At 62.2% G+C, this 22410-nt stretch carries 25 protein-coding genes; 11 read left to right on the plus strand and 14 right to left on the minus strand.

The genetic code is table 11. The annotated features are described in order from the left end of the window. Positions 1-14: 14 nt before the first annotated feature. On the plus strand, positions 15-380 hold the full coding sequence (locus PY254_RS08775) for a PadR family transcriptional regulator (RefSeq protein ID WP_281015078.1): 366 nt from the start codon (positions 15-17) through the stop codon (positions 378-380). Further along, the gene (locus tag PY254_RS08780; protein ID WP_281015079.1) at positions 377-1300 is read left to right on the plus strand and encodes a sensor domain-containing protein; all 924 of its coding nucleotides are present in this window, start codon (positions 377-379) and stop codon (positions 1298-1300) included. The genes PY254_RS08775 and PY254_RS08780 overlap by 4 nt, the downstream gene beginning before the upstream one ends. 15 nt (positions 1301-1315) lie before the next feature. Here the strand turns inward: PY254_RS08780 and PY254_RS08785 are convergent, their stop codons facing one another. The 3 genes from PY254_RS08785 to PY254_RS08795 all read right to left on the minus strand — a co-directional run bounded on the left by PY254_RS08785 (position 1316) and on the right by PY254_RS08795 (position 4526). Beyond that, entirely contained in the window at positions 1316-2515 is a 1200-nt protein-coding gene (locus tag PY254_RS08785) for a DUF1501 domain-containing protein (protein WP_281015080.1), read from the minus strand. Between the two features lie 19 nt (positions 2516-2534). Next, positions 2535-4130, minus strand: a complete 1596-nt coding sequence (locus tag PY254_RS08790; RefSeq protein WP_281015081.1) for a DUF1800 domain-containing protein — start codon at positions 4128-4130, stop codon at positions 2535-2537. A gap of 108 nt (positions 4131-4238) precedes the next feature. Then, positions 4239-4526: a hypothetical protein gene (locus PY254_RS08795; RefSeq protein ID WP_281015082.1), complete on the minus strand. Its 288-nt coding sequence runs from the start codon at positions 4524-4526 to the stop codon at positions 4239-4241. 134 nt (positions 4527-4660) lie between these two features. Here PY254_RS08795 and PY254_RS08800 point away from each other — a divergent pair, with 134 nt between their 5' ends. Then, complete coding sequence (locus PY254_RS08800) at positions 4661-5269, plus strand: class I SAM-dependent DNA methyltransferase (protein WP_281015083.1); 609 nt, start codon at positions 4661-4663, stop codon at positions 5267-5269. Positions 5270-5371: 102 nt separating this feature from the next. On the opposite strand, the gene nth is transcribed toward PY254_RS08800, so the two are convergent. After that, positions 5372-6007 carry an endonuclease III gene (gene nth, locus PY254_RS08805; RefSeq protein ID WP_281015084.1) on the minus strand — a complete coding sequence of 212 codons (636 nt, stop codon included), beginning with the start codon at positions 6005-6007 and terminating at the stop codon, positions 5372-5374. After that, complete coding sequence (locus PY254_RS08810; protein ID WP_281015085.1) at positions 6004-6624, minus strand: RnfABCDGE type electron transport complex subunit B; 621 nt, start codon at positions 6622-6624, stop codon at positions 6004-6006. The genes nth and PY254_RS08810 overlap by 4 nt, the downstream gene beginning before the upstream one ends. Before the next feature lie 69 nt (positions 6625-6693). Here PY254_RS08810 and PY254_RS08815 point away from each other — a divergent pair, with 69 nt between their 5' ends. Continuing rightward, positions 6694-6984, plus strand: coding sequence for a hypothetical protein (locus PY254_RS08815; RefSeq protein WP_281015086.1), 291 nt, complete (start codon positions 6694-6696; stop codon positions 6982-6984). A gap of 11 nt (positions 6985-6995) precedes the next feature. Here the strand turns inward: PY254_RS08815 and PY254_RS08820 are convergent, their stop codons facing one another. From PY254_RS08820 to PY254_RS08830, 3 genes are all read right to left on the minus strand, one after another. Further along, a complete protein-coding gene (locus PY254_RS08820; protein ID WP_281015087.1) occupies positions 6996-7781 on the minus strand; it encodes a PA3715 family protein in 786 nt (261 codons plus the stop codon). A 16-nt stretch (positions 7782-7797) separates the two neighbouring features. After that, the gene (gene metG / locus PY254_RS08825) at positions 7798-9897 is read right to left on the minus strand and encodes a methionine--tRNA ligase (RefSeq protein WP_281015088.1); all 2100 of its coding nucleotides are present in this window, start codon (positions 9895-9897) and stop codon (positions 7798-7800) included. Between the two features lie 130 nt (positions 9898-10027). Then, positions 10028-10492 carry a DUF2147 domain-containing protein gene (locus tag PY254_RS08830; RefSeq protein WP_281015089.1) on the minus strand — a complete coding sequence of 155 codons (465 nt, stop codon included), beginning with the start codon at positions 10490-10492 and terminating at the stop codon, positions 10028-10030. 191 nt (positions 10493-10683) lie between these two features. On the opposite strand from PY254_RS08830, the gene apbC reads away from it, so the two are divergent. From apbC to PY254_RS08850, 4 genes are all read left to right on the plus strand, one after another. Beyond that, positions 10684-11778 carry an iron-sulfur cluster carrier protein ApbC gene (apbC, locus tag PY254_RS08835; protein WP_281015090.1) on the plus strand — a complete coding sequence of 365 codons (1095 nt, stop codon included), beginning with the start codon at positions 10684-10686 and terminating at the stop codon, positions 11776-11778. After that, complete coding sequence (locus PY254_RS08840; protein ID WP_281015094.1) at positions 11775-12317, plus strand: NADPH-dependent FMN reductase; 543 nt, start codon at positions 11775-11777, stop codon at positions 12315-12317. The genes apbC and PY254_RS08840 overlap by 4 nt, the downstream gene beginning before the upstream one ends. 93 nt (positions 12318-12410) lie before the next feature. Next, complete coding sequence (gene dcd, locus PY254_RS08845) at positions 12411-12977, plus strand: dCTP deaminase (RefSeq protein WP_099653832.1); 567 nt, start codon at positions 12411-12413, stop codon at positions 12975-12977. A 100-nt stretch (positions 12978-13077) separates the two neighbouring features. Then, positions 13078-13584 (plus strand): hypothetical protein, encoded by a 507-nt coding sequence (locus tag PY254_RS08850; RefSeq protein WP_281015095.1) that lies wholly within the window; start codon positions 13078-13080, stop codon positions 13582-13584. Positions 13585-13683: 99 nt separating this feature from the next. Here the strand turns inward: PY254_RS08850 and PY254_RS08855 are convergent, their stop codons facing one another. Beyond that, positions 13684-14100, minus strand: coding sequence for an HIT domain-containing protein (locus PY254_RS08855; protein WP_281015096.1), 417 nt, complete (start codon positions 14098-14100; stop codon positions 13684-13686). Next, positions 14097-14765, minus strand: a complete 669-nt coding sequence (locus tag PY254_RS08860) for a dienelactone hydrolase family protein (RefSeq protein WP_281015097.1) — start codon at positions 14763-14765, stop codon at positions 14097-14099. Before PY254_RS08860 ends, PY254_RS08855 begins: the two co-directional genes overlap by 4 nt. Before the next feature lie 164 nt (positions 14766-14929). On the opposite strand from PY254_RS08860, the gene rimO reads away from it, so the two are divergent. Together rimO and PY254_RS08870 are read left to right on the plus strand one after the other, a co-directional pair. Further along, positions 14930-16267 carry a 30S ribosomal protein S12 methylthiotransferase RimO gene (gene rimO, locus PY254_RS08865; protein WP_281015098.1) on the plus strand — a complete coding sequence of 446 codons (1338 nt, stop codon included), beginning with the start codon at positions 14930-14932 and terminating at the stop codon, positions 16265-16267. Between the two features lie 8 nt (positions 16268-16275). After that, positions 16276-17094, plus strand: a complete 819-nt coding sequence (locus PY254_RS08870) for a DUF3025 domain-containing protein (protein ID WP_281015099.1) — start codon at positions 16276-16278, stop codon at positions 17092-17094. Positions 17095-17124: 30 nt separating this feature from the next. Here PY254_RS08870 and greB read toward each other — a convergent pair whose 3' ends face one another. Together greB and PY254_RS08880 are read right to left on the minus strand one after the other, a co-directional pair. Next, positions 17125-17628 carry a transcription elongation factor GreB gene (gene greB, locus PY254_RS08875; RefSeq protein ID WP_281015100.1) on the minus strand — a complete coding sequence of 168 codons (504 nt, stop codon included), beginning with the start codon at positions 17626-17628 and terminating at the stop codon, positions 17125-17127. A 75-nt stretch (positions 17629-17703) separates the two neighbouring features. Continuing rightward, positions 17704-19212: a helicase HerA-like domain-containing protein gene (locus PY254_RS08880; protein ID WP_281015101.1), complete on the minus strand. Its 1509-nt coding sequence runs from the start codon at positions 19210-19212 to the stop codon at positions 17704-17706. A gap of 116 nt (positions 19213-19328) precedes the next feature. Here PY254_RS08880 and PY254_RS08885 point away from each other — a divergent pair, with 116 nt between their 5' ends. Then, positions 19329-20813 carry a transglycosylase SLT domain-containing protein gene (locus tag PY254_RS08885; RefSeq protein ID WP_281015102.1) on the plus strand — a complete coding sequence of 495 codons (1485 nt, stop codon included), beginning with the start codon at positions 19329-19331 and terminating at the stop codon, positions 20811-20813. A 21-nt stretch (positions 20814-20834) separates the two neighbouring features. Here PY254_RS08885 and PY254_RS08890 read toward each other — a convergent pair whose 3' ends face one another. Both PY254_RS08890 and asd read right to left on the minus strand, forming a co-directional pair. After that, positions 20835-21278 carry a hypothetical protein gene (locus PY254_RS08890; RefSeq protein WP_281015104.1) on the minus strand — a complete coding sequence of 148 codons (444 nt, stop codon included), beginning with the start codon at positions 21276-21278 and terminating at the stop codon, positions 20835-20837. A 260-nt stretch (positions 21279-21538) separates the two neighbouring features. Beyond that, positions 21539-22384 carry an archaetidylserine decarboxylase gene (asd, locus tag PY254_RS08895; RefSeq protein WP_281015105.1) on the minus strand — a complete coding sequence of 282 codons (846 nt, stop codon included), beginning with the start codon at positions 22382-22384 and terminating at the stop codon, positions 21539-21541. Positions 22385-22410 lie beyond the last annotated feature (26 nt).

Raw genomic sequence — 22410 nt, forward strand, 5'->3', positions numbered from 1 at the left:
TGCAGGTGAGCGTGATGGATGACAACACCAGCCATTTGAAGAAGTTCCAGAAAGAGCTTTCCAGCGGCACCGTGTCGCTGGTGTTGCTGGCCGTGCTTGGTCAGTCGCGCCAGCCGATGTATGGCTACCAGATCGCCAAGCGACTGGAAGAGGTTGGCGAAGGCGTGCTCGCCGGCAAGCAAAGCGCGCTGTATCCGGTGCTGCGCAATCTGGAAGGTGCCGGCCTGTTAGGCAGCGAGATCGAACCGTCCGTCAGTGGACCGCCACGTCGTTACTACCGCATCACCAAACCGGGTCGTGAAGTGCTGCGCGAGTGGGTTGCAGCCTGGAACGCCACCCGCGATTCCGTCGACAACGTCTTGCAAGGAGGGGTGTCATGAACGCGCCACGCAGCATCACCGACTATCTTGAACAACTGCGCACCGCTTTGCGCGGCGCTGACCCGGCACTGATTCAGGATGCGTTGTACGACGCCGAGGAACACCTGCGCTCGGAACTGGCCGAACAGCCCGAGCGCAGCGAAGCGGCCATGCTGGAACATGTGGTCAGCAGTTATGGCGCGCCCGACGAGGTGGCCGAGATCTACCGGGATCAGGAGATCAAGATCCAGCGCGCGATCCGTCCGCCGGCGCAGCCGCCACGGCGTTCACTGGCAGGTCGTTTCTTCGGTGTGGCGGCCGATCCGCGTACTTATGCGTCGCTGTTCTACATGCTGCTGTCGCTGGCCACCGGCATCTTCTATTTCACCTGGGTGGTGACCGGCTTGTCGCTGTCGGTGGGTTTGTCGGTGTTGATCATCGGACTGCCGTTCATCGTGCTGTTCTTCGGCAGTGTGCGCGTGTTGTCGCTGGTGGAAGGACGCCTCGTGGAAGCCATGCTCGGCATGCGCATGCCGCGCCGGCCGGTCTACCCGACTACCGGCATGACACTGATGCAGCGCATCGGGCGCATGTTCACCGATGTGCATACGTGGACCACGCTTTGCTACATGTGGCTGATGTTGCCGCTGGGCATCGTGTACTTCACGCTCGCGGTGACCCTGCTCTCGATGTCGGTGACCTTCATCGCCGCGCCGCTGCTGCTGTTGTTCCACAGCGACTGGCTGCCCGGTTTTTACGTGGACCATCAGGTCACGGTGGATTGGGGCTTCGGCGCGCATGCACCGAACTGGGCTGACGCGATCGGCATGTGCGCGTTCGGCATCGTGCTGCTGTTCACCACCTTGCACGTGGCGCGCGGCGTAGGTCGCATGCATGGCTTGATTGCCAAGCACATGCTGGTGCCACGCACCGATGGCTGAGTGGAAGGGCCTGCATCACACCAGTTGCAGGTCCTTCGGTTGCGCTTGCGGGAACACGTGCTGCAATTGCGAGCCCGACAATCCCCACGTTCGCCCGAGCAGACCACCAAGCACATCCCGGTAATTGTTGAGCACCGGATAGTCACGATTTTGCAGCAGCCCAGAGGCATTCACGCTGGCCTGTTCGCCGGCGATACGGCCGCCGTTGACCTTGCCGCCCAGCACCCAGTGCACGGTGCCGTGGCCATGGTCGGTGCCTTTGTCGCCGTTCTCACGGAAGGTGCGGCCAAACTCGGACAGCACCACCACGGTGGTGTTGTTCCACTCGTCACCCAGCGCTTCTGCGTACGCGGCCAATCCTTCGCCGAGGTTGCGCAGGTTATTGGCCAGACCACCGGAGACACTGCCCTGATTGACGTGGGTGTCCCAGCCACCGACGTCGACGAAGCCGAGGCGGTACTGGTCGCGCATCAAGGTGGCGATGCGCCTTGTTTCGGTGGCGAAGCTGCGCGCGCTGGGCGCGCCACCGCTGGCCTTGACCATCTCGTTGCGCAAGTCGTCGGAGATTGATCCGGGCAACGCCAGACCGTCGGCGGTGGCAGCGGCCAGCGGCGTTTCCTTGTACATGTCACTGAGAATCGACGACTGCCGTGCATCGAAACGCGCCTTCGGCTCGGCCTTCATCGAGATGTTCGGAATGTCCTTGCCGGCGCCCTGGAAACTCAGCGGCAGGTTCTTGGTGAAGGCAATCGCCGGCACGCCGGTCAGCTGTTCCGACAGTCGCGCCAGGAAGCCGGAGCGGAAGCTGTGCGCCGCGCTGGGTTGGCCTGCCTCGATATTGTTCTGCGTTTCGAAATGGCTGCGTGAGAGGTCATCGGTGCCGGCGAACGGCACGAAGGCAATCTGCTTGCGTTGCCACAGCGGCAGCAGCGAATCGCGCAACACCGGGTTCAGTCCCCACTGCGCGTCCAGCGCGATCGCGCTGTTCGGGTTGGCGGGATCGGGTCGGGCAATCGCCAAGGTGGGACGTGACTCGTAGTAGAAGTCGCTGGCGTAGGGCACCAGCAGGTTGTTGCAGTCGTAGCCGCCGCGCAGGAACACCAGCAGGAAACGCGGTGAACTGGTCGGTGCGGCGAACAGCTTGCCGCTGAACGACAAGGCGGGCAACGTGGCCGCAGCGGCCGCGGCAGTCAGCAGGAATTCGCGACGATTCATGATCGGCCTCGCAGGTAGTTCAGCGGTAGTTGAAGTCGGGTGACGACAGCAAATAGGTGTTCCATTCGGCGACGGTTGCCGCCTTGCCCAGTGCTACCTTGGCGGACTCGGACAGATACGGCTCGATGACGGCGTGGTAAAGCGCTGTATCCATCGCCGGTGCAATCGGGCGTTGTCGCGGCGTGTCGGCTGCGGCGTTTTCGGGGCTGTCGACCATGAACAACTTGTTGCGGCCGCTGCCGATGGCGCGAGCCACTTCGAAGCGTGACGCCATCTGGCCGGAGCCTGACCAACTGGCGCCATCCACTGGCCAGCCATCCGGAGTGATCCGGCCGAACACCGGCTCACCCATCTGGTTCAGCCAGTTGACCAGCGGTTGGGCGTTGCTGATCGGCTGGCCGTCGTACGTCAGCTTCATTGCGGAAACCAGAAACTGGGTGGGGTCCTTGAATTTCTTCGCGTTGTCGGCAAGCAGTTCGGGTGAATCGAACATCGTGCGCAGCACGGCGGCGATATCGCCATCGGTTTGCTTGAAGGTTTTTGCCATGGCATCGACCAGGGTCGGTGGCGGCTGGTCAGCCACGAAATACTCGGCCAGTTGACGCGAGACGAACTGGGCACAGGCAGGTTGGCGGGTGATCAACTGCAGTGCCTGTTCGATTTCCTCGTAGCCGCGGCCACGAATGCGCTGACCGAACAGGACCTTGTCGCTGAAGTCGTGTTTTTGCGGGTTGAAAACGAACAAGCCCTCGCGCATGACAGCAGCCTGCTGGTGGCCGAACCGACCTCGTCCCGCACGCTCGAATCGACGTGGCGTTTTCGGCGCGATGCCGGCACCGGTCAGGATCAGTGCCAGCTGCTGTACATCCTGTTGGGTATAGCCGGAACCCACACCGAGCGTATGCAGCTCCATCAATTCGCGTGCGTAGTTCTCGTTGGTCTTGCCTTTGACATTCTTGGCATTGTCGAGAAACTCCAGCATCGCGGGGCTTTTCAGCGTGGCCAGCAGCAGGTCGCGGAATTTGCCCAGTGCGTGCGGCCTGATCACGTGCTCTTCGTAGTCGGCGGCGACCAGCCGCACTCGCCCCTTCGCGGCATACACACTGAAGTGATTCAGCCAGAACCACACTATCTGCTCCTTCAGCGGGTTGCTGCCGTAGATCGCGTGCAGCAACTCCGCTTGCTGGGCCTGCTGGGCAAGTTCACGGGACTGCTTCTGCAAATCCTTCTTCGCGGCGACCTTGGCGTCGCCATCGGGCATCGCCTTCAGTTGGCGGCGTGCCTCGGCCTCCTTGTCCAGCAATTCCTCCGGTGGCGTGCTGACTGCCGGGTAGCTTGCGATCAGTGCGCTGATCGCTGGTGGAAGCGTGTCGTCGTGGTCGGCCAGTTGCGCGTCGAGCCAGCGTTGTCGACCCAGTTGGCGGTAGCTCGCCAGGCTGGCCGAGTCGATGCCAAACGTCGCCCGCTGCAACCAGCGCACATCGGTCGAACCCGGCGCCGGTGTTGGCGTAACGGCCGGTTGTGCCGATGCCGCGCAGGCCAGCAGCAAGCCGGCGGTCAGAAGAATCAGCCGCGGGCTGCGAAGTCTCTTGGGCTGGGTGGAAGCTGGGTTCATGGGGGTAACCTTGACCGGTCGAAACGAAAGGCGCGGTAGCGCTACTGATCACCAACGCAGCCGGTCGCTTCCGGATGACACCCATGGCCGACAATTTTCGGGGCGGGTTCAGAACTCCTCAACAAACTCGATGCCGGCAGCACGTTCCCCAGCGGCCTGCTCGGCGCTGATCCTGACATCATCGGCGAGACTGTCGTCCGCCGCGTCCACTTCGATGCAGTAGACATGACCTTCGCTGTCGCTGACCGAGTCGCTGGAACTGGAATCATCACGCATCCCGGAAACCAGGTCGTCGATCTCTTCGACATGTTCGATACGATCGAGACCATGCAGGGTTGCGATGACGGCATCAGCGTCGGCGCGGCTGCCGATCAGGCGGAAACGGACCATGGACATGGGGCACTCCTTGGGCAAGTGGCGGTAGTGGGCGACGATGTTTGCACCGGCGGCGCATGCAGAAGGTGACGTCGTCGAAGTTGCCGGCGTGTGGGCGGGATATCATGGGCACTGCCCAGTGTCCCTTTGTACCCATGCCCAAGACCTACGACCGCGCCTATTTCGACAAGTGGTATCGCGACCCGCGCCATTCGGTAGCTTCGCCGGCCGAGCTCAAGCGCAAGGTGGCAATGGTGGTGGCGCAGGCCGAGTATTACCTCGGTCGGCCAATCCGCAACGTGCTCGACGTGGGCTGTGGCGAGGCGACCTGGCGCGCACCGCTGCGTGCGCTGCGGCCGGGCATCGAGTATCGCGGGCTGGACGCCAGCGAGTACGTGGTGGCGCGTTACGGTCGCAGCCGCGACATCGGGCTCGCCCGTTTCGGCCAGCTCGAACATCTACGCTTCGACGAGCGTTTCGATCTGGTCGTGTGCACCGATGTGTTGCACTACCTGAAACCGGCGGAAATTCGCGCCGGTCTTCACGGCATTGGCGAAATGCTTGAAGGCGTGGCTTTCCTCGAGGTGTTCACCAGCCGCGACGATGTCGCTGGCGATCACCATGGTTTCGTATCGCGATCGCCGGCCTGGTACTTGCGTGCGTTCGCCGAAGTCGGCTTGCTGGCCTGCGGCTCGCATTGCTATCTCGGCCCGCGGCTGGAACGCCATATTGCGGCGCTGGAACGGGCGCAGTTGCCGGTTTGAGTGGGAACAGGGAACAAAGGCGAAAGCTGCGAGGCTGCCGTTCCCCGTCCCCCGTCCCCCGTCCCCCGTCCCCCGTTCCCCGTTCCCCGTTCCCCGTTCCCCCTAGTCCACCGTCTTGTGCTTGTAACGGCACAGGTCGCGAATCACGCAGTGCGGGCAATCCGGTTTGCGCGCCTTGCAGACATAACGGCCGTGCAGGATCAGCCAGTGGTGGGCGTCCTGCTTGAATTCCGCCGGCACTACTTTTTCCAGTTTGTCTTCAACCGCGCGCACGTCTTTGCCGGGTGCCAGGCCGGTGCGGTTGGCGACGCGAAAAATGTGCGTGTCCACCGCAATGGTCGCTACGCCGAACGCGGTGTTGAGCACCACGTTGGCGGTCTTGCGGCCGACGCCTGGCAGCGCTTCCAGCGCTTCGCGGGTGCGTGGTACTTCGCCATCGTGCTGTTCGATTAACAGCTGGCACAGCGCGATCACGTTCTTCGCTTTCGCGTTGAACAGGCCGATCGTGTTGATGTAGCGCTTCAGGCCTTCTTCGCCCAGTGCAAGCATCGACTGCGGCGTGTTTGCCACCGGGTAGAGCTTCCTGGTGGCCTTGTTGACGCCCACATCGGTAGCCTGCGCCGACAGCACCACGGCCACCAGCAATTCGAAGGTCGTGGTGTAGGCAAGCTCGGTCGTCGGATGTGGGTCCAGTTCGCGCAGACGCGAGAACAGCTCGATCACGTCGCTGCGTTTCATGGTTGCGGGTCCTGCTGTTTCGCCTTGGCGCGCGCCAGCGCGGCTAAAACCGGATTGACCGGGCCGGCTGAACGTTCCACCGCCGCCTTGCGCGCGGCCAGCTCGGCATCGCGTTCCACGCGTTGACGTTCAAGCCGCGATTCACGACGCTGGAAGTGCGCACGCCCTGCATCGGCATGTGCCGCGTCGATCTGTTCGAGCGGCATCGGTTCCAGCACGATGCAATCGACCGGGCAGGCGGGCACGCACAGCTCGCAGCCGGTGCAGTCATCGCTCAGCACTGTGTGCATCAACTTCGATGCACCAATGATCGCGTCGACCGGGCAGGCCTGGATGCACTTGGTGCAGCCGATGCAATCGGCTTCGATGATGCGTGCCAACAGGCGTGGATGCTCCACGCCATGCTCGGAGTTCAACGGTAACACCGGGCGCTGCAGGAGCTTGGCGAGCTTGTCGATGCCGCTGGCGCCACCGGGCGGGCACAGATTGATCTCGGCCTCGCCGCGTGCCATCGCTTCGGCGTAAGGCCGACAGCCGTGATAACCGCATTGCGCGCACTGCGTTTGCGGCAACAAGGCATCGATGCGAGCGGTCAGGGCGTCGATGGGTTCACTCATGCGTGGATTCGGGACAGGACATAATCGACGCCCATTGTCCCGCAATTGATCGTTGAAGGAGTATCCACGATGAAATCGAACTGGCTTGCCTCGCTGTTGGTCACCGTCGTGCTGGTTGGCGCCGGCACCATGCTGGTTACCCAGGCTGGGCCGGCGCGCGCGGCGGTGCCGGCCGATCAGGCCGAAACCATCACTGTTTTCGTGGATGCCACCTTCGGTTTTCGCAAGAAGCACATGGCGACGCAGTTGACCAAGTCGCATGCCGACTACGCGGCGCGCGGCTATCGCTATGTGGACATGGCGCCCTATCTGGAAAACGGCGACCTGGTGGGCGTTTTCGTAACCTATACGCGGCAGTGAACGATTGTCCGTCAGAGCTTGAGCGCTGCCGGCACCACGTAGTGCGTGCCGTTGTATTGCAGCTGTTGCCGATCGTGACTGAGTGTTTCCGGGCCACTGGTGCAGTCGCCGTGCGAGTCGAGTGATGAGTTGGACGAAGTGCTGCTGCTATTCACCGTGATGTCGCGATAACCATGATGTACCGCAGCTTGCATGCTCAGGCTGCGCGACGTCGAGTGGAAGTTACCCGTGCAATCACCATCCCATTCCCCACCATCCTGGCTCGTCAGCAAGCCGTCCAGAATGCGTGCCAGTTGCCCATGGCGTATCACGAAAAGTTGCAGCTCGGTTTCGCCATACGGATTTACCCGGGAGCTGCCGATGCGCTGGATGCGCAGCCCGAACGCACGCACTCCGGCAGCGAGCTGGTAGGGAGCGGTGTCAAAAATCAATTGATCAATGCGGACGGCATCGTCCGACATTTGATCCGGCAGCAGCAGGCGCTGGCGAACCTGCAGCGTGGGTTGATCCAGCACCAGTATTTCGAGATCGCCGGTGTTGTCGTCGACAACGTCGAGTTCCTGCATCAACGGCACGGTAGCGAGCAAGGTGTCGGTCTGACCGGGCCATGCCTTGCAGATCATGCGGCTCGCATCAACCTTTCGATTTGCCGGCGCAAGCGGCTGCATCTGAGTCAGGATGGCCTCGGTAGCGGCGGCGCTGCACGTGTTGCCCGAGTCCGCATGCGCCATGCTGGCGATCGCGCACGCGCTGACCAGCAGCAGGGCGCCGCGCCAGATGCCAAAACGGCGAGACATGCGCGCGCCGCGCCGCTTAGCGAACCGTGGCGCCGGGCTTTGCGCCCTGGTCGGCATCCAGCAGGAACAAATCGCTGCCGCCGTCACCTGCAGACAGAATCATGCCTTCGGACAAGCCGAAACGCATCTTGCGTGGGGCCAGGTTGGCGATGAAGACCACGTTGCGGCCGACCAGCTTTTCCGGCTCGGCATAGGCGGCGCGAATGCCGGAGAAAATCTGTCGCGTGCCCAGCGGGCCGGCATCCAGCTCGAAGCGCAGCAGCTTGTCGGAACCTTCGACGAACTCACACACGCTGACCTTGCCGATACGCAGGTCGAGTTTGGCGAAGTCGTCGATGCTGATGGTGGTGGCGTCCTGGCTTTGCGGTGCGGCATTCGATGCGGCGGGTTTGGCATCTTCGGTCATGGGCTTTTTCTTTGGAGTTTTGGGTGCGTCGACAGGTGCGCCGAGTGAATCCTTCGAGGATTCGATCATCGCTTCGATACGCTTGGGATCGATCCGACCCATGAGCGGTTCGAAGGCACGAATGGTGTGGTTGTGCAGACTGCTGCGGGCGTCGTCGAAATCGAGAATCGGGGCAGCCAGGAACTGTTCGGCAGCGACGACCGTGGCCGGCAGAATCGGCTTGAGCATGCCGGCCAGCAGACGGAATGCGCTCAGCGCGAAGGAGCAGACCTGGTGCAGTTCTGCGCGCCGGCTTTCGTCCTTGGCCATCGTCCATGGCGCCTTGGCGGCAATATGGCCATTGACGATGTCGGCCATCAGCACGAAGCGGCGGGTGATCTCGGCAAAATCACCGGCGTCATAAAGCTCGGCAACGCCGTCGTAGTGTTCAAGCAGGCTGTTCCACAACGCGGTTTCTTCGGCACCGAACTGCGCGGCCAGACGGCCATCGAAAAACTTTTGCACGAAGCCGGCGGTGCGGCTGGCGATGTTCACCCACTTGCCGACCAGATGCGAGTTGACGCGTTCCTCGAACGCCTTCAGGTCGAGATCGACGTCGACCGGCGTTTCGTTGAGCATGCTGGCGAAGTAGTAGCGCAGGAATTCCGGGTGCAGGCCCGAATCCAGATAAGTGCGCGCCTGGATGAAGGTGCCGCGCGACTTGGACATCTTCGCGCCGTTCACGGTCAAATAGCCGTTGACGTGCAGCGCGGTGGGCGTGCGGAAGTTCGCGCCGTGCAGCATCGCCGGCCAGAACAGGCCGTGGAAATTGATGATGTCCTTGCCGATGAAGTGATGCATTTCCGCGCTGCTGTCGGCGGCGAGAAAGTCGTCGAAATTCATGCCGCGCTGGCCGCACAGGGCCTTGAAGCTGGCCAGGTAACCGACCGGCGCGTCCAGCCACACATAGAAGAACTTGCCTGGCGCGTCGGGAATCGGAAAGCCGAAGTACGGTGCGTCGCGCGAGATGTCCCAATCCTTCAGTCCGCCATCCAGCCATTCGCGCAGCTTCGCCGCCACGCCGCTGTTGGCCACCGGCTTGCCGCCGGTCAGCTTGCCGGCGAACCAGTCGCGCAGCAGGCCCTCGAACTTGCCCAGCTCGAAGAAGTAATGTTCGGAGTCACGCAGCACCGGCGTGGCGCCGGACATCACCGAATAGGGATTGATCAGGTCGGTCGGTGCGTAGGTGGCACCGCAGTTCTCGCAGTTGTCGCCGTATTGGTCCGGCGTGCTGCATTTCGGGCACGTGCCCTTGATGTAGCGGTCCGGCAGGAACATTTCCTTTTCCGGATCGAACAGCTGCTTGATGCTGCGCTTGGCGATGTAGCCGCTATCGCGCAGGCGCGTGTAGATCAGCGTTGCCAGTTCGCGGTTCTCATCCGAATGGGTGGTGTGATAGTGGTCGAATGCCACGCCGAACGCGGCGAAGTCGGCCTCGTGGCCCTGGCGAATGCCGTCGATATAGGTTTCCGGCGTCATGCCGGCCTTCTCGGCCGCCAGCATGATCGGCGTGCCATGCGCGTCATCGGCGCAGACGTAGGCCACTTCGTTGCCGCTCATTCGCTGCGCGCGCACCCAGATGTCGGCCTGGATGTAGCCCAGCAGGTGGCCCATGTGCAGCGGGCCATTGGCATAGGGCAGGGCGTTGGTGACGAGCAGGCGGCGACTCATGGTGGGCGGGTACTCCGGAAAGACTGCGCATTATGGCATGGCCGTCCAAATCGCCATGCGTCGAGCGCGTGCCTTGCTGCAACGAAAAAGCGCGCCGAAGCGCGCTTTCGTGGAGTTGAAGGGGCGAGGTTCAGGGTTGGCGTTCCCACACCTGCGAGCGGCCGACCCAGGAAAAGCCGATGTAACCGCGAACGTTGAGCTTCTGGCCACCGTCCAGCATGGAGAGTTTCACCTTGTAGATCTTGCCGCTCTTCGGGTCGAGGATCTTGCCGCCATCCCAGACGTCGTCATCAGCGTGCACGCCCCACATGATGTTCATGCCTTCGACCGGCTTGTCCTTGCGCTCGCCGTCGCACTTCTTGCACATCGCCACGTCGCCGTCGCGGGCGATGTCGGCCGGGCTGCGGTTGAGCAACTTGACGATATGCGCCTGCAACTCGCCGTTGTTCTCGGTGATCTCCACGATCGACTTGGCCTGGCCGGACTCGTCGTCAATGGTCTTCCAGGTACCTACCGGCGTGTTGGTGGCTGCCAGCACGGCACCCGTGGCAAACAGCAGGCTTGCGGCGATGGCCAAACGAAACGCATGCTTCATGGTGTTTCTCCCGTACGAAAGCGTATGGTGCTGAGACTGGCGAGGAATCGGGAGGCCGTCAAGCTGCATCGCGCAAATGCTTGCGCCTTCCGCCTGGTCGAGCGGCTCGGCCAGGAGCCCACTGATCTGGGTCAGTCGGCTTGGCTGAGGTCACTGGCATAATGGCGCCCCCGCAAAACCCCCGAGCAGACATGACACAGGCGAACGAAGCGCTGGTGCGCCAGATCCTTGGTGACCTTATCGACACCCATACCGGCGCGCCGCTGGCCGACGCCGTGCGTGCGGTGGGCGTGGACGGCGCAAAAGTGTCGGTGGACCTGCAATTGGGCTATCCGGCGGCCGGTGCGATCGCCGCCCTCAAGGCGCGCGTGCAGCAGGCACTCGAGGCTGATCCGGCAATCGAGTCGGCCACTGTGTCGATCACCAGCCGCATCCACGTGCACAAGGTGCAAGGCACGCTGGGGCCGCTGCCGAACGTGAAAAACATCATCGTGGTGGCTTCCGGCAAGGGCGGTGTGGGCAAGTCCACTGTTTCGGCGAATCTGGCGCTGGCACTGCAGGCCGAGGGCGCGAAAGTCGGCGTGATGGATGCGGACATCTACGGCCCCAGCCAGCCGACCATGCTCGGCGTGCACGGCAAGCCGGCGTCGCCGGATGGCAAAAGCATCATCCCGATGCAGGCCCACGGCATGCCGGTGATGTCGATCGGCTTTCTGGTGGAAGAAGACACGCCGATGATCTGGCGCGGCCCGATGGTCACCCAGGCGATGATGCAGTTGCTCACTGACACGCGCTGGGAGCAGCTCGACTATCTGATCGTCGACTTGCCCCCCGGTACCGGCGACATCCAGCTCACGTTGTCGCAGAAGGTGCCGGTGGCTGGCGCGATCATCGTCACCACGCCGCAGGACATCGCCTTGCTGGATGCGCGCAAGGCGCTGAAAATGTTCGAGAAGGTCGAAGTGCCGGTGCTCGGCGTGGTGGAGAACATGGCCACCCACGTTTGTTCGAATTGCGGTCACGAGGAAAACATCTTCGGCGAAGGCGGCGGCGAGCGGATGGCCAGCCAGTACGGCGCGGCCTATCTGGGTTCGTTGCCACTGGATATCCGTATCCGCGAACAGGCCGACAGCGGCAATCCCACGGTGGCGGCAATACCCGATTCCGATTTGGCCATGCGTTATCGCGAAATCGCCCGCAACGCGGCTGGACGGCTGTCGCGGCAGCCACGCAACAAGTCGCTCGGCCTGGGCAAGATCGTGGTGCAGGGTATGCCCGCCGCATGAAGGTGGTGGCGCAGGTGTTGTGCCTGTCCGGCAGCCTGCGCCGTGTGTCGTCGAACTCGGCCGCGCTTGAAGCGGCGTACCGACTCGCACCGTCGACGCTGGAGCTTTTGCTTTACCGGGATCTTGGCGAGCTGCCGTTGTTCAATCCGGACGCAGACGTCGATCCCCTGCCGCCGCTGGTATCCGAGTTGCGCGAAGCGGTGGTTTCGGCGGATGCCTTGTTGATCGCCTGCCCCGAATACGCGCATGGCGTACCGGGTGCGTTCAAGAATCTGCTGGACTGGCTGGTCGGCAGCCCCGACTTTCCGGGCAAACCGGTGTTGTTGCTGAACACCGCGGCGCGGGGTTCGTACCACGCACAAGAGGCGCTGGCCGAAATCCTGACCACCATGTCCGCGCAGTTGCTTACCGCGCAGCCATTGTCGGTGGCGCTTCCGGGAGCGGGTTGTTCGCCGATGCAGATACTGCAGAGCGCCGAACGCTGTGCGGAGTTGCAGGCCGTGTTTGGGGTGCTGATCGAGGCATTTCCAGCGTCTTGAGACGCCTGGCTGGCGCCACGATGCCCTGACCGTGTATTTTTGCCGTCTTGTGCCCGGTTGATCCGGGCCTTTCTGCCAATGACCGGAGACAGCGTGAGCATCAAACCCGACAAGTGGATTCGTCGCATGGCCGAAAGCCACGGCATGATCGAACCGTTCGAGCCGGGCCAGGTGAAGCTGCGCGATGGCAACAAGCTGATTTCCTACGGTACATCGAGCTACGGCTACGACGTGCGTTGCGCGCGCGAATTCAAGATCTTCACCAACATCAATTCCACCATCGTCGATCCGAAGTCGTTCGATCCGTCGAGTTTCGTGGATGTCGAGGCGGACGTCTGCATCATTCCGCCGAACTCGTTCGCGTTGGCGCGCACGGTCGAGTACTTCCGCATTCCGCGCAAGGTGCTGACGATCTGCCTGGGCAAGAGCACGTATGCTCGCTGCGGCATCATCGTCAACGTCACGCCGCTGGAGCCGGAATGGGAAGGTCATGTGACGCTGGAGTTCTCCAACACCACCCCGCTACCCGCAAAAATCTACGCCAATGAAGGCGTGGCGCAGATGCTGTTCCTCGAATCCGACGAGGAATGTGAAACCAGCTACAAGGATCGTGGTGGCAAGTATCAGGGCCAGCAGGGCGTGACCTTGCCGCGCACCTGAATGGGCGGTTTGACCGGGCGATACCTGTCCGTGCCGCCGTGTCGATCCGCGTTACACTTCGACTGATTGCGTCATTCGTATTGTTTGCCAGGAGACCTGCATGATTCATTTTCCCACGATGCTGAAGCGAGCCACGGCCGCACTCATGCTGGGCAGCCTGCTTGCGCTTGCCGGCTGCCATACCGGCAACACGAAAGATGAGGTGAGCACGGCCTCGATGACAGGCCAGTTCGACGCCACCCTGAAGTCCTACAAGGATGGCCAGTTCCTGGTCGATGGCGCGGTACTTTCGGCGCTGGATGTGGGCAGTCACTTTGCCTATCTGAAGGATCAGGGCAAATTGCCGAAGACAGTACTGCTGATGCCCAGCGATGATTCCAAGATCCGCAAGGTGCATCTGCAGTACATGGCCCGCATGCAGATGGATTACGGCTTCACCGTGTTCTACGACAACAAGGGTGCGTTGACCAAGATCAATCCGGTCGAAACCAAGGCACGCGCGCTTGAGGATCATCACGCGCCGTCGCAGTTGCCCGACGAACAGAAGGGCAAGTCGGCCAGCAGTGGCGGCTTTGATCCTTCCCAGCAGCAGCAACAGCAGTACTGAGGGCTGATCACTGACCGGCAGTGAGTTGGCTCGGTTAGTCGTCAAAACCGAAGAAGGGCTGCAGCGCAAACTGCAGCCCTTCTTTATTTGAGTGTCTGCTCAGTTGCCGAGCGACTGGCGCAGTGTTGTGATCAACTTTTCACCCGCGCTGTCGTCGTAAACCTGGGCGCGGCCGTTGCCCCACACCGGACCTGGCCACGCGGCATCACCTTCGCGACGCCCCACCAGATGCACGTGCAGTTGCCGCACGATATTGCCCAGTGCACCGAGGTTGAGCTTGTCGAATGGAACGGCTGCGCGAAGGGCTGCGCTGGCGTGGTTGGCCTCCTGCCACAGCAGGGTTTGGTCCGTCGCGTCCATGTCGCTGATCTCGACCAGACCCGTGCGCCGCGGCACCAGAATCAGCCATGGATAGCGGGCATCGTTCATCAGCAGCACGTCGCACAGCGGCAGGGAAGTCACCGGTTGCGTATCGGCGGCCAGTCGTGCGTCGAGGGTGAAGCTGGCCTCGCTCATGCGCCGGCCAGATATTTGTCGAAGAAGCCCAACGTGCGTTGCAGTGCGAGTTTCGCGCTGGCCTCTTCGTAGCTCGGGCCACCATCGCGGTTGAACGCGTGGTCGGCGGGATAGCTGAAGGTATCCATCTGCGGCATCGCCTCACGATGCTTCGCTACCGCTTCGGGCGTGATGCTGTGATCCTTTTCGCCGAAGTGGAACATCACCGGGGCCTTCGGTATCTCGTGCAGGAACGGCAGGTTGCGTGCGCCGTAATAGCTCACCGACGGCAGCCCAAGGCGCAGTGCGGCGAGCAGGGCCACGGTGCCGCCCCAGCAGTAACCGACGGTGCCGATCTTTCCGGCTGAACTGATCGACTCGGCAGCACTGGCCACGTCTTCCAATGCACGTTCCAGGCCCAATTCGGCCACGAGTTGTTTGCCACGATTCACGCCGACCAGGTCGTATGGCAGCTCCACGCCGCTTTCCAGATGATCGAAGAAGGCGGGCGCAATCGCGGTATAGCCCTGTTCGGCAAAGCGGTCGGCCACGTTGCGGATGTGCTCGGTGACGCCGAAGATTTCCTGAATCACCACGATGCCACCCTTCGACTTGCCCGCCGGCTGGGCCAGGTAGGCGCCGATGCATTGGGTGCCGGAGGTGGGGATGTTGATGGACTGGCCCATGACGTAACTCCTGTGCGAAACGGTTGATTCTAGGCAGTGGGCCGGGTCGCGAACAGGCCGGTTGATCCACGACGGCAGGCACGGGTCGCACGGTGTGCCAATCCGGCGTGTCGATGTTCCTCTATAATCAACCGTTTACCCACCTGACCCCGGCAGCCTGCACCATGTCCACTCCCGCCCACAAGATCGGTTTCGTCAGTCTCGGCTGCCCCAAGGCGCTGGTCGATTCCGAGCGCATCCTCACCCAGCTCAAGGTCGAGGGTTACCAGATCGTGCCCAGCTACAACGAGGCCGACGCGGTGGTGGTCAACACCTGCGGCTTCATTGATTCGGCGGTGCAGGAATCACTGGACTCGATCGGCACCGCGCTCAACGAGAACGGCAAGGTGATTGTCACCGGCTGTCTGGGCAAGCGTGAGGCGCTGATCCGCGAAGCGTATCCGGACGTATTGTCGGTGAGTGGTCCGCAGGATTACGCCAGCGTGATGACGGCGGTGCACACGTTGCTGCCGCCCCAACGCAACAAGTTCATCGACATCGTGCCGGATATCGGCGTCAAGTTGACCCCGAAACACTATGCCTATCTGAAGATTTCCGAGGGCTGCAATCACCGCTGCAGCTTCTGCATCATTCCGTCGATGCGCGGCAACCTGGTTTCGCGTCCGGTCGACGAGGTGTTGCTGGAAGCCGAGCGTCTGGTCAAGGGCGGCGTGAAGGAGCTGCTGGTGATTTCGCAGGACACCAGCGCTTACGGTGTGGACCTGAAATATGCCGAACGCGAATGGCGTGGCAAGAGCTACCGCACGCGCATGACCGAGTTGTGCGAAGGCTTGTCCGAACTCGGTGTGTGGGCGCGCCTGCACTACGTCTACCCGTATCCGCACGTGGACGAGGTGATGCCGCTGATGGCCGCCGGCAAGCTGCTGCCGTATCTCGACATCCCGTTCCAGCATGCCAGTCCGCGCATCCTCAAGTTGATGAAGCGCCCGGGCAATATCGACAAGACGCTGGAGCGCATCCAGAACTGGCGCAAACAGGTGCCGGATCTGACCATCCGCAGCACCTTCATCGTCGGCTTTCCCGGCGAGACGGATGCCGAATTTGAAGAGCTGCTGGACTTCCTGCGTGAAGCCGAGCTGGACCGCGTCGGTGCGTTCGCCTATTCGCCGGTGGATGGCGCAAAAGCGAATGAGCTGCCGAACCCGGTTTCCGAGGAGTTGAAGGAAGACCGGCTGGAACAATTCATGGCCGTGCAGGCGGAAATTTCAGCAGCTAAATTGCAGCGCAAGATTGGCCGCACGATCAAGGTGCTGGTTGATGAAGCAGGCGTCGACGGCGCCATCGCACGCTCTGCCGCCGATGCGCCGGAGATCGATGGCACGGTGCTGATCGCCGATGGCCAGTCGCTGCGACCGGGTCAGTTTGTCGAGGTGGTGGTCGAGTCCGCCAGCGAGCACGACTTGCACGCCCGGCTGGCCCATCCGCAACTCAAGGTCGTTTAAGACCCGCCATGCGTTACGTCGCGCCGGCTCGCGACAGCGTCGATCCCGCGGTTTTCGCGCGGATGCCGCTGGCGGGCTGGCGCGATTTCAGTGAATTGCTTGAAGGCGCACCGTGGCCATCGATCGATGCGTTGAACCAACGCTGGCCTGACGGATCGCGCCAACGCTTCGTGGCACAGACGCCCGCCTTGCTCGGCGATGGCCTGCACTACGAACAACGCATCGCCGAATGCGGACTGATTGCCACCCGCGAAAACAACTGGCACGACCTGCTGAACGCCATGATCTGGCTGCGCTATCCATCGCTGAAACAGGCGCTCAACCGACGCCAGATCGACGAGATGAAGCAGATGGGTCCGAAGCAGCGTTCGCGTGCCCAATACGCGATGACCCATTTTGACGAAGGTGGAGTGATCGTCGCGCTGAGTGATCCCTCACTGCTTGCGTTGTGGGATGCGCATGATTGGTATGGCCTGTTCTGGCAACGTCGACAGGCGTGGCTGGACGGCTCAATCCAAGTGGAACTGTTTGGCCACGCCTTGCTCGAGTTGGCCTTGAACCCGGGCAAGCTACTGGTGGGCAAGGCGCTGGTTTTCCATATCGATAAGAGTGCTGATCTGAGAAGCTCGTGCGCCGCGGCCGTGGCGTCTGGCCAGTTATTGCACGACCCGCTGGAGCTTCGCCCGCTACCGCTTTCCGGTTTGCCGGGCTGGCATGCGGACAGTGCCGACGAAGCCTTCCATCGAAGCACGCCTTGCTATCAGCCACGTCGTGCCGGTCGCAGCTACCCACCGGTTTTCGTGCAAAGCGAGCCGGAGCCTGGCTGATTTACCGAGAATGCCGAGCTGCGCTTCCGGTCAGTCTTCGTAGGTCACTGCGACGATGGCGAACTCCGCCGGTCCGCCAGGCAGTTCCACGCCGAACTCGTCATCGATACGCCTTTTCAACAAAGCCCGGGCCATCGGTGAGTCAATGCTGATCCAGCCTTGTCTGGCATCGGTCTCGTCGGGACCGACGATGCGGTAGTGCAGGACTTCACCGGTGTCGACGTTTTCCAGCTCGATGCGGGCGCCGAAGAAGACTTGCTGACGATTGGCTGGTGCGCCTTCGGCCACCTTGAGCAACGGAATGCGTTTGGTCAGGTAGCGGGCGCGGCGATCAATTTCGGCGAGCTGTTTCTTGCGATAGATGTATTCCGCGTTTTCCGAGCGATCGCCTTCGGCAGCGGCGGCCGTGATCGCCCTGACCACTTCCGGCCGCACGGTATGCCACAAGTGGTCGAGTTCGGCCTTCAGTCGTTCGAAACCGGCGCGGGAGATGATCGCGGTGGATCCGGGCGCTGCCGGTCGCCAGCGACTCATGCGAGGCTGGTCAACTTCTGCGACGGTGGCTGGCGCGGAATGATCAGTTGGCTCCTGAACATGGTTGCTGATGTTTCAGCGCTTGCCGCCGAAGATGCCACCGAGCACGCCGCGCAGGATCTGACGCCCGAGCTGACTGCCTGCGGTACGTACCATCTGCTTGCCCATCGTTTCGATCATGCCCTGGCGGCGTTTGGTGCCGAACAGGGCGTCATGGACGGCGCCGCCCCAGCCGGGTTCGGCCGCTTTGTCGCCACTGTTGGCGGGTGCATCGGCGGCAACGGTCGTGGCATCGGCAGCCTTGTCTTCGGCACGCTTGGCAAGCATCTCCGCGGCCGATTCGCGATTGATGGTGGTGTCGTACTTCGCACCCACCGGCGAGCGCTGGCGGATGGTGGTGCGTTCGACGTCGGTAATCGCGCCAATGCGGCAGCACGGCGAAGTTACCAGCACCTGTTCCACCGGCGTCGGCACGCCACCATTGGCCAAGGTGGAGGCCAGCGCTTCACCCACACCGAGTTTGGTGATGGCTTCAGTGACATTGAGTTTCGGATTGACGACGAAGGTTTCTGCTGCCGCTTTCACGGCCTTCTGGTCGCGTGGGGTGAATGCACGCAGCGCGTGCTGGATACGGTTGCCGAGCTGGCCGAGGATCACGCCGGGTACATCATCGGGGTTCTGCGAGCAGAAGTAGACGCCTACGCCCTTGGAGCGGATCAGTCGCACAACCTGTTCCACCCGCTGCATCAGTCCCGGAGTGGCATCGTCGAACAGCAGGTGCGCTTCGTCGAAGAAGAACACCATTTTCGGCTGGTCCAGATCACCCACTTCCGGCAGTTGTTCGAACAGTTCGGACAGCAGCCACAGCAGGAAGGTGGAATACAGCCGGGGTTTCATGATCAGCTGGTCGGCGGCCAGTACATTGATGATGCCGCGCCCGCTCATGTCCTGGCGCATCAGGTCGGCCAGTTCCAGCGCCGGTTCGCCGAAGAACTGATCGGCGCCGTCGCTTTCCAGCTTCAGCAGCGCACGCTGGATCGCCGCGATGCTGGTCGTGCTGATCAGGCCGTATTGGGTGGACAGAGCCTTGGCGTTTTCGGCGGCATAAGTGAGCAACGCACGGAGATCGGCCAGATCCAGCAGCAGCCAGCCCTGGTCGTCGGCGGCCTTGAACACCACTTCCAGCACGCCTTCCTGGGTGTCGTTCAATTCCAGCACGCGGCCGAGCAGGGTGGGGCCCATTTCACTGATGGTGGCGCGTACCGGGTGACCGAGCTTGCCGTAGATATCCCAGAACACCACCGGGTTGGCCTGCGGCTTCCAGTCGGTGAGTTTGAGCTTTTCCAGTCGCGCCCTGAGTTTGTCGCCGGGTTCGCCGGCCGCCATCGCCAGACCAGCCAGGTCACCCTTGGCGTCGGCCAGAAAACACGGCACGCCCAGCCGCGAAAAGCCTTCCGCCAGCACCATCAACGAGACGGATTTCCCGGTGCCGGTGGCGCCGGCGATCATGCCGTGGCGGTTGCCGTAGTGCGGGTCCAGGCTGACGCTGGCGCTGTCGTTGCGGCCGATCAAAATTTCGGTCATGGCGTTCCATCCGGTGGTGATGGAACGATTGTAGCCAGACCGCCCGGACATCGCGTGCGTTGAGTCAAACCCCGGCGCCCGCTATGGTGGGCGTTTGCCATGGAATAAGGTTCGTGATGTCGTCGTTTTCTGCAGTTCGTTTCATGCGTCTGGTTTCACTCGCTGTGGCAGTCAGTTTGGTGGCAGCCTGTGCCAGTGCCGGACCGGCCAAACCCTCGGCCGCGATTGGTGCGCTGTATGGCCAGCTTGATGTAGCCAGCAAGGGTTACGAGACCGCGTTGCAGCAGTCGCGCGAAGGCGACCTGCCGGCGTCACGAGCCACGCTGGTGCAGTCGCTGGATCGTTTGAAAGTGGCCGCCACACAATGCGGCAATACGCCAGGCTGTGACTCGCAGCGCTTCTTTTCAACATTCGATCATCTGCTGCGCCTGAAAGATGGTGATTTCGGTGGCGCGCAGGATCTGGACGGTGATGTCGATCCGACCCAGGCGGCATTGGCGGTGGCCGGCAAGACGGGTGCGGCCAGCCTGCCGCAGTCCCAGCGTAGCGTGACCTTGCTGCATGGCCAGAAACTGTCGCAACTGATTGCGATGAACGGTCCGGTCAAGGCGGCGCTGGAGATGTGGCTGACCCAGTGGCGGCCGCAGCTGATGGATGCGTACGTCAACTATGAATACATGCGCTATCAGATGTGGCCGTCTTACGAAAAGGCGGATCTTCCCGAGGCCTTGTTGTTCGGCATCATGGCCAAGGAATCCGGCGGCAAGGTGCACGCGGTTTCGCGTGCGGGCGCAGCCGGCCCGCTGCAGTTCATGTACGCCACGGGCATGCGTTTCGGTCTGGTCAGTGACAATGGCTTCGATACCCGTTTTGATCCGGCCGCCTCCGCACGCGCCAATGCCGAATACATCAACGAGCAACTGCGGATCTTCAACGACAACCTTGAAGTGACCATTGCCGCTTACAACGCCGGCGAAGGCCGCGTGCGCCGGATCGTGGGCGACGACACCTCGGTGAGTTTCTACGACCCGCGCATCTACAACGAGCTTTCGCAGGAGACCCGTGACTACGTGCCAGCGGTGCTGGCAGCTGCCTGGCTATTCCAGCATCCGGATAGCTACAACCTGCGTTTCCCCAAGCTCGATGTAGTGCCTGGCTCGATCACCTTGCAGCGGCCAGCTTCACTATCTGAGCTGACCGTGTGCCTGGGTTCGGCCGGTGGCATGAACGACGGCTGGTTCCGCACCTTGCGCAATCTCAATCCGCGGCTCGACCCACAGGTGAGCCAGCCCGTCGGCACGGCATTGCAGGTGCCAAAGTTGCTGGAGCAGGCCTATGCGTCGCGTTGCGTCGACGGGCCATGGCCGATCCTGGCTGACGACCTGCACAAGGCAGCAATTCCCGTGGTAGCCGCGCCGCCCGTTGCCAGTCCGGCAAAGAACCGGGATGTGAAGAACTACAAGGTTCGTCCTGGCGATACGCTGATCAGCATTGTGCGCAAGCTGCACTGCTCAAGCGTGCAGGAAGTTGCCGAGATGAACGATCTCGGCCACCGCCACTTGCGAATCGGCCAGGTATTGAAAGTTCCGGTTTGCCGCTGACTCGCTGAGCCAGACTGCCGGTCAGGCGACGGCAGTCTGCTGCATCCAGCTGTCGACCGTGCTGGTCTGTCCCTGGCCGTGCACTTCCTTCAGTTCGCGCAGCAACTGCATCAGCTGGCGGGAATGGGCTTGCAAGCTGCGATGCGGCGAATTCTTGGTCTCGTGATAAGCCACGGCCAGCCACAAGGCAATGCCGCGCATCGCCACTTCGGCATTGCCGGAGCGGGCGCGCTCGTAACCAGCCTCGGTGCCTTGCCCCCACGGCAGGTAGCGCGCTTCCGGCGCGGTGCCATGCAGGTGCGGAAAATCGCTCTGCGAGGCCTGTCCGATTTCACGCAGGGTGAAGGTGCTGAGCCGTTCACGCTGGCGCTTCGGCAGCGTTCGCACGATACGTTCGATATCACGGAATTGGCGGCTCAACTGGCGCGCGCGCATCATCACAAGGAAAGGCGTAAGAATTTGCATGAGTTCCCCTCGGTGCCTGAATTCAACCGTGCCCCTGTGCACGACTCCGGGGCGCGATGTTAGCAGGGACTTGTCCAAAATTGCGCGCTGGGCGTCACATACTGACGTGCCGCGTCAGTTATTTGTCTGCTCTATCGCGCAACAGTCACCGAGAAATGCCGTGCTTTATCGTGATTTTGTCACGGCAAATTCATGATTTGGTTGATGTTTCGTGGGTGGCGCGGGTAGCCAAGTCAACGCCTGAAGGCATGGCTGGGGGTTCAGCCCTGCGCTTGTCCCAGCCGCTGCCCCACCTGCACGGCTTGTTGCGGAGTGAGTTGATCCAGCTCCGCCGTGCCTTCAGGCAACAACATGATCACGGTTGAACCCATGTTGAAGCGGGCCATTTCGGCGAAGCGCTCCAGCGTGATGTTCTGACCGGCGAATGACTTTCGCTTGATCGACGAGGCGTACGGTGGAATCACCAGGCCATCCCAAACCGTGGCGACCGACGAGACCAGAATCGCGCCCACCATCACCACCACGAACGGACCGTGTTCCCCGTCGAAATGGCAGACCAGTCGTTCATTGCGGGCAAACAGGCGCGGGATGGCCGCGACCGCGAACGGCGCCACGCTGAAGATCCGCCCTGGAACATGCACCGTTTCGCGCAGCGTGCCTTTCAGCGGCATGTGCACGCGGTGGTAGTCGCGTGGCGACAGGTAGACGGTGACGAAGCGGCCATTGCGATACGGTGCGGCCGCAGCCTCGTCGCCACCGAGCAGCTCGGCCGCGGTGTATTCCTGCCCCTTGGCCTGGAAAATTCGGCCCTCGACGATCGCGCCGGACTGGCTGATGCGGCCATCGGCGGGCGAGATCAGTGCGGAGGCGGCGGCATCAGCCCGGCGGGCATCGGGGCGCAGCTTTCGCGTGAAGAACGCATTGAAATGCTGGTAGCTCAGCGGATCAGGCTGCGCCGCCTCCGCCATGTTGACGTTGTAATTACGCACGATGGTGCTGATCAGCCAGTTTTTCCACGGCGCGAAGGTCCAGCGGGTGGCCCAGTAGACCACCCGCGACAGGGCGCGGTGCGGCAGGATGTATTGGAGCAATACGTTGAAAGTCATCGGCTCAGTATAAGCGGTGGGCGGCC

This window comes from Rhodanobacter sp. AS-Z3 (genome assembly GCF_029224025.1).
Classification (GTDB): Bacteria; Pseudomonadota; Gammaproteobacteria; order Xanthomonadales; family Rhodanobacteraceae; genus Rhodanobacter.

Bases quoted from the DNA above. Each gene is read 5' to 3' on its own strand.
- PY254_RS08775 (WP_281015078.1), top strand. From the start codon at position 15: ATGGATGACAACACCAGCCATTTGAAGAAGTTCCAGAAAGAGCTTTCC.
- PY254_RS08780 (WP_281015079.1), top strand. From the start codon at position 377: ATGAACGCGCCACGCAGCATCACCGACTATCTTGAACAACTGCGCACC.
- PY254_RS08785 (WP_281015080.1), bottom strand. From the start codon at position 2,515: ATGAATCGTCGCGAATTCCTGCTGACTGCCGCGGCCGCTGCGGCCACG.
- PY254_RS08790 (WP_281015081.1), bottom strand. From the start codon at position 4,130: ATGAACCCAGCTTCCACCCAGCCCAAGAGACTTCGCAGCCCGCGGCTG.
- PY254_RS08795 (WP_281015082.1), bottom strand. From the start codon at position 4,526: ATGTCCATGGTCCGTTTCCGCCTGATCGGCAGCCGCGCCGACGCTGAT.
- PY254_RS08800 (WP_281015083.1), top strand. From the start codon at position 4,661: ATGCCCAAGACCTACGACCGCGCCTATTTCGACAAGTGGTATCGCGAC.
- nth (WP_281015084.1), bottom strand. From the start codon at position 6,007: ATGAAACGCAGCGACGTGATCGAGCTGTTCTCGCGTCTGCGCGAACTG.
- PY254_RS08810 (WP_281015085.1), bottom strand. From the start codon at position 6,624: ATGAGTGAACCCATCGACGCCCTGACCGCTCGCATCGATGCCTTGTTG.
- PY254_RS08815 (WP_281015086.1), top strand. From the start codon at position 6,694: ATGAAATCGAACTGGCTTGCCTCGCTGTTGGTCACCGTCGTGCTGGTT.
- PY254_RS08820 (WP_281015087.1), bottom strand. From the start codon at position 7,781: ATGTCTCGCCGTTTTGGCATCTGGCGCGGCGCCCTGCTGCTGGTCAGC.
- metG (WP_281015088.1), bottom strand. From the start codon at position 9,897: ATGAGTCGCCGCCTGCTCGTCACCAACGCCCTGCCCTATGCCAATGGC.
- PY254_RS08830 (WP_281015089.1), bottom strand. From the start codon at position 10,492: ATGAAGCATGCGTTTCGTTTGGCCATCGCCGCAAGCCTGCTGTTTGCC.
- apbC (WP_281015090.1), top strand. From the start codon at position 10,684: ATGACACAGGCGAACGAAGCGCTGGTGCGCCAGATCCTTGGTGACCTT.
- PY254_RS08840 (WP_281015094.1), top strand. From the start codon at position 11,775: ATGAAGGTGGTGGCGCAGGTGTTGTGCCTGTCCGGCAGCCTGCGCCGT.
- PY254_RS08850 (WP_281015095.1), top strand. From the start codon at position 13,078: ATGATTCATTTTCCCACGATGCTGAAGCGAGCCACGGCCGCACTCATG.
- PY254_RS08855 (WP_281015096.1), bottom strand. From the start codon at position 14,100: ATGAGCGAGGCCAGCTTCACCCTCGACGCACGACTGGCCGCCGATACG.
- PY254_RS08860 (WP_281015097.1), bottom strand. From the start codon at position 14,765: ATGGGCCAGTCCATCAACATCCCCACCTCCGGCACCCAATGCATCGGC.
- rimO (WP_281015098.1), top strand. From the start codon at position 14,930: ATGTCCACTCCCGCCCACAAGATCGGTTTCGTCAGTCTCGGCTGCCCC.
- PY254_RS08870 (WP_281015099.1), top strand. From the start codon at position 16,276: ATGCGTTACGTCGCGCCGGCTCGCGACAGCGTCGATCCCGCGGTTTTC.
- greB (WP_281015100.1), bottom strand. From the start codon at position 17,628: ATGAGTCGCTGGCGACCGGCAGCGCCCGGATCCACCGCGATCATCTCC.
- PY254_RS08880 (WP_281015101.1), bottom strand. From the start codon at position 19,212: ATGACCGAAATTTTGATCGGCCGCAACGACAGCGCCAGCGTCAGCCTG.
- PY254_RS08885 (WP_281015102.1), top strand. From the start codon at position 19,329: ATGTCGTCGTTTTCTGCAGTTCGTTTCATGCGTCTGGTTTCACTCGCT.
- PY254_RS08890 (WP_281015104.1), bottom strand. From the start codon at position 21,278: ATGCAAATTCTTACGCCTTTCCTTGTGATGATGCGCGCGCGCCAGTTG.
- asd (WP_281015105.1), bottom strand. From the start codon at position 22,384: ATGACTTTCAACGTATTGCTCCAATACATCCTGCCGCACCGCGCCCTG.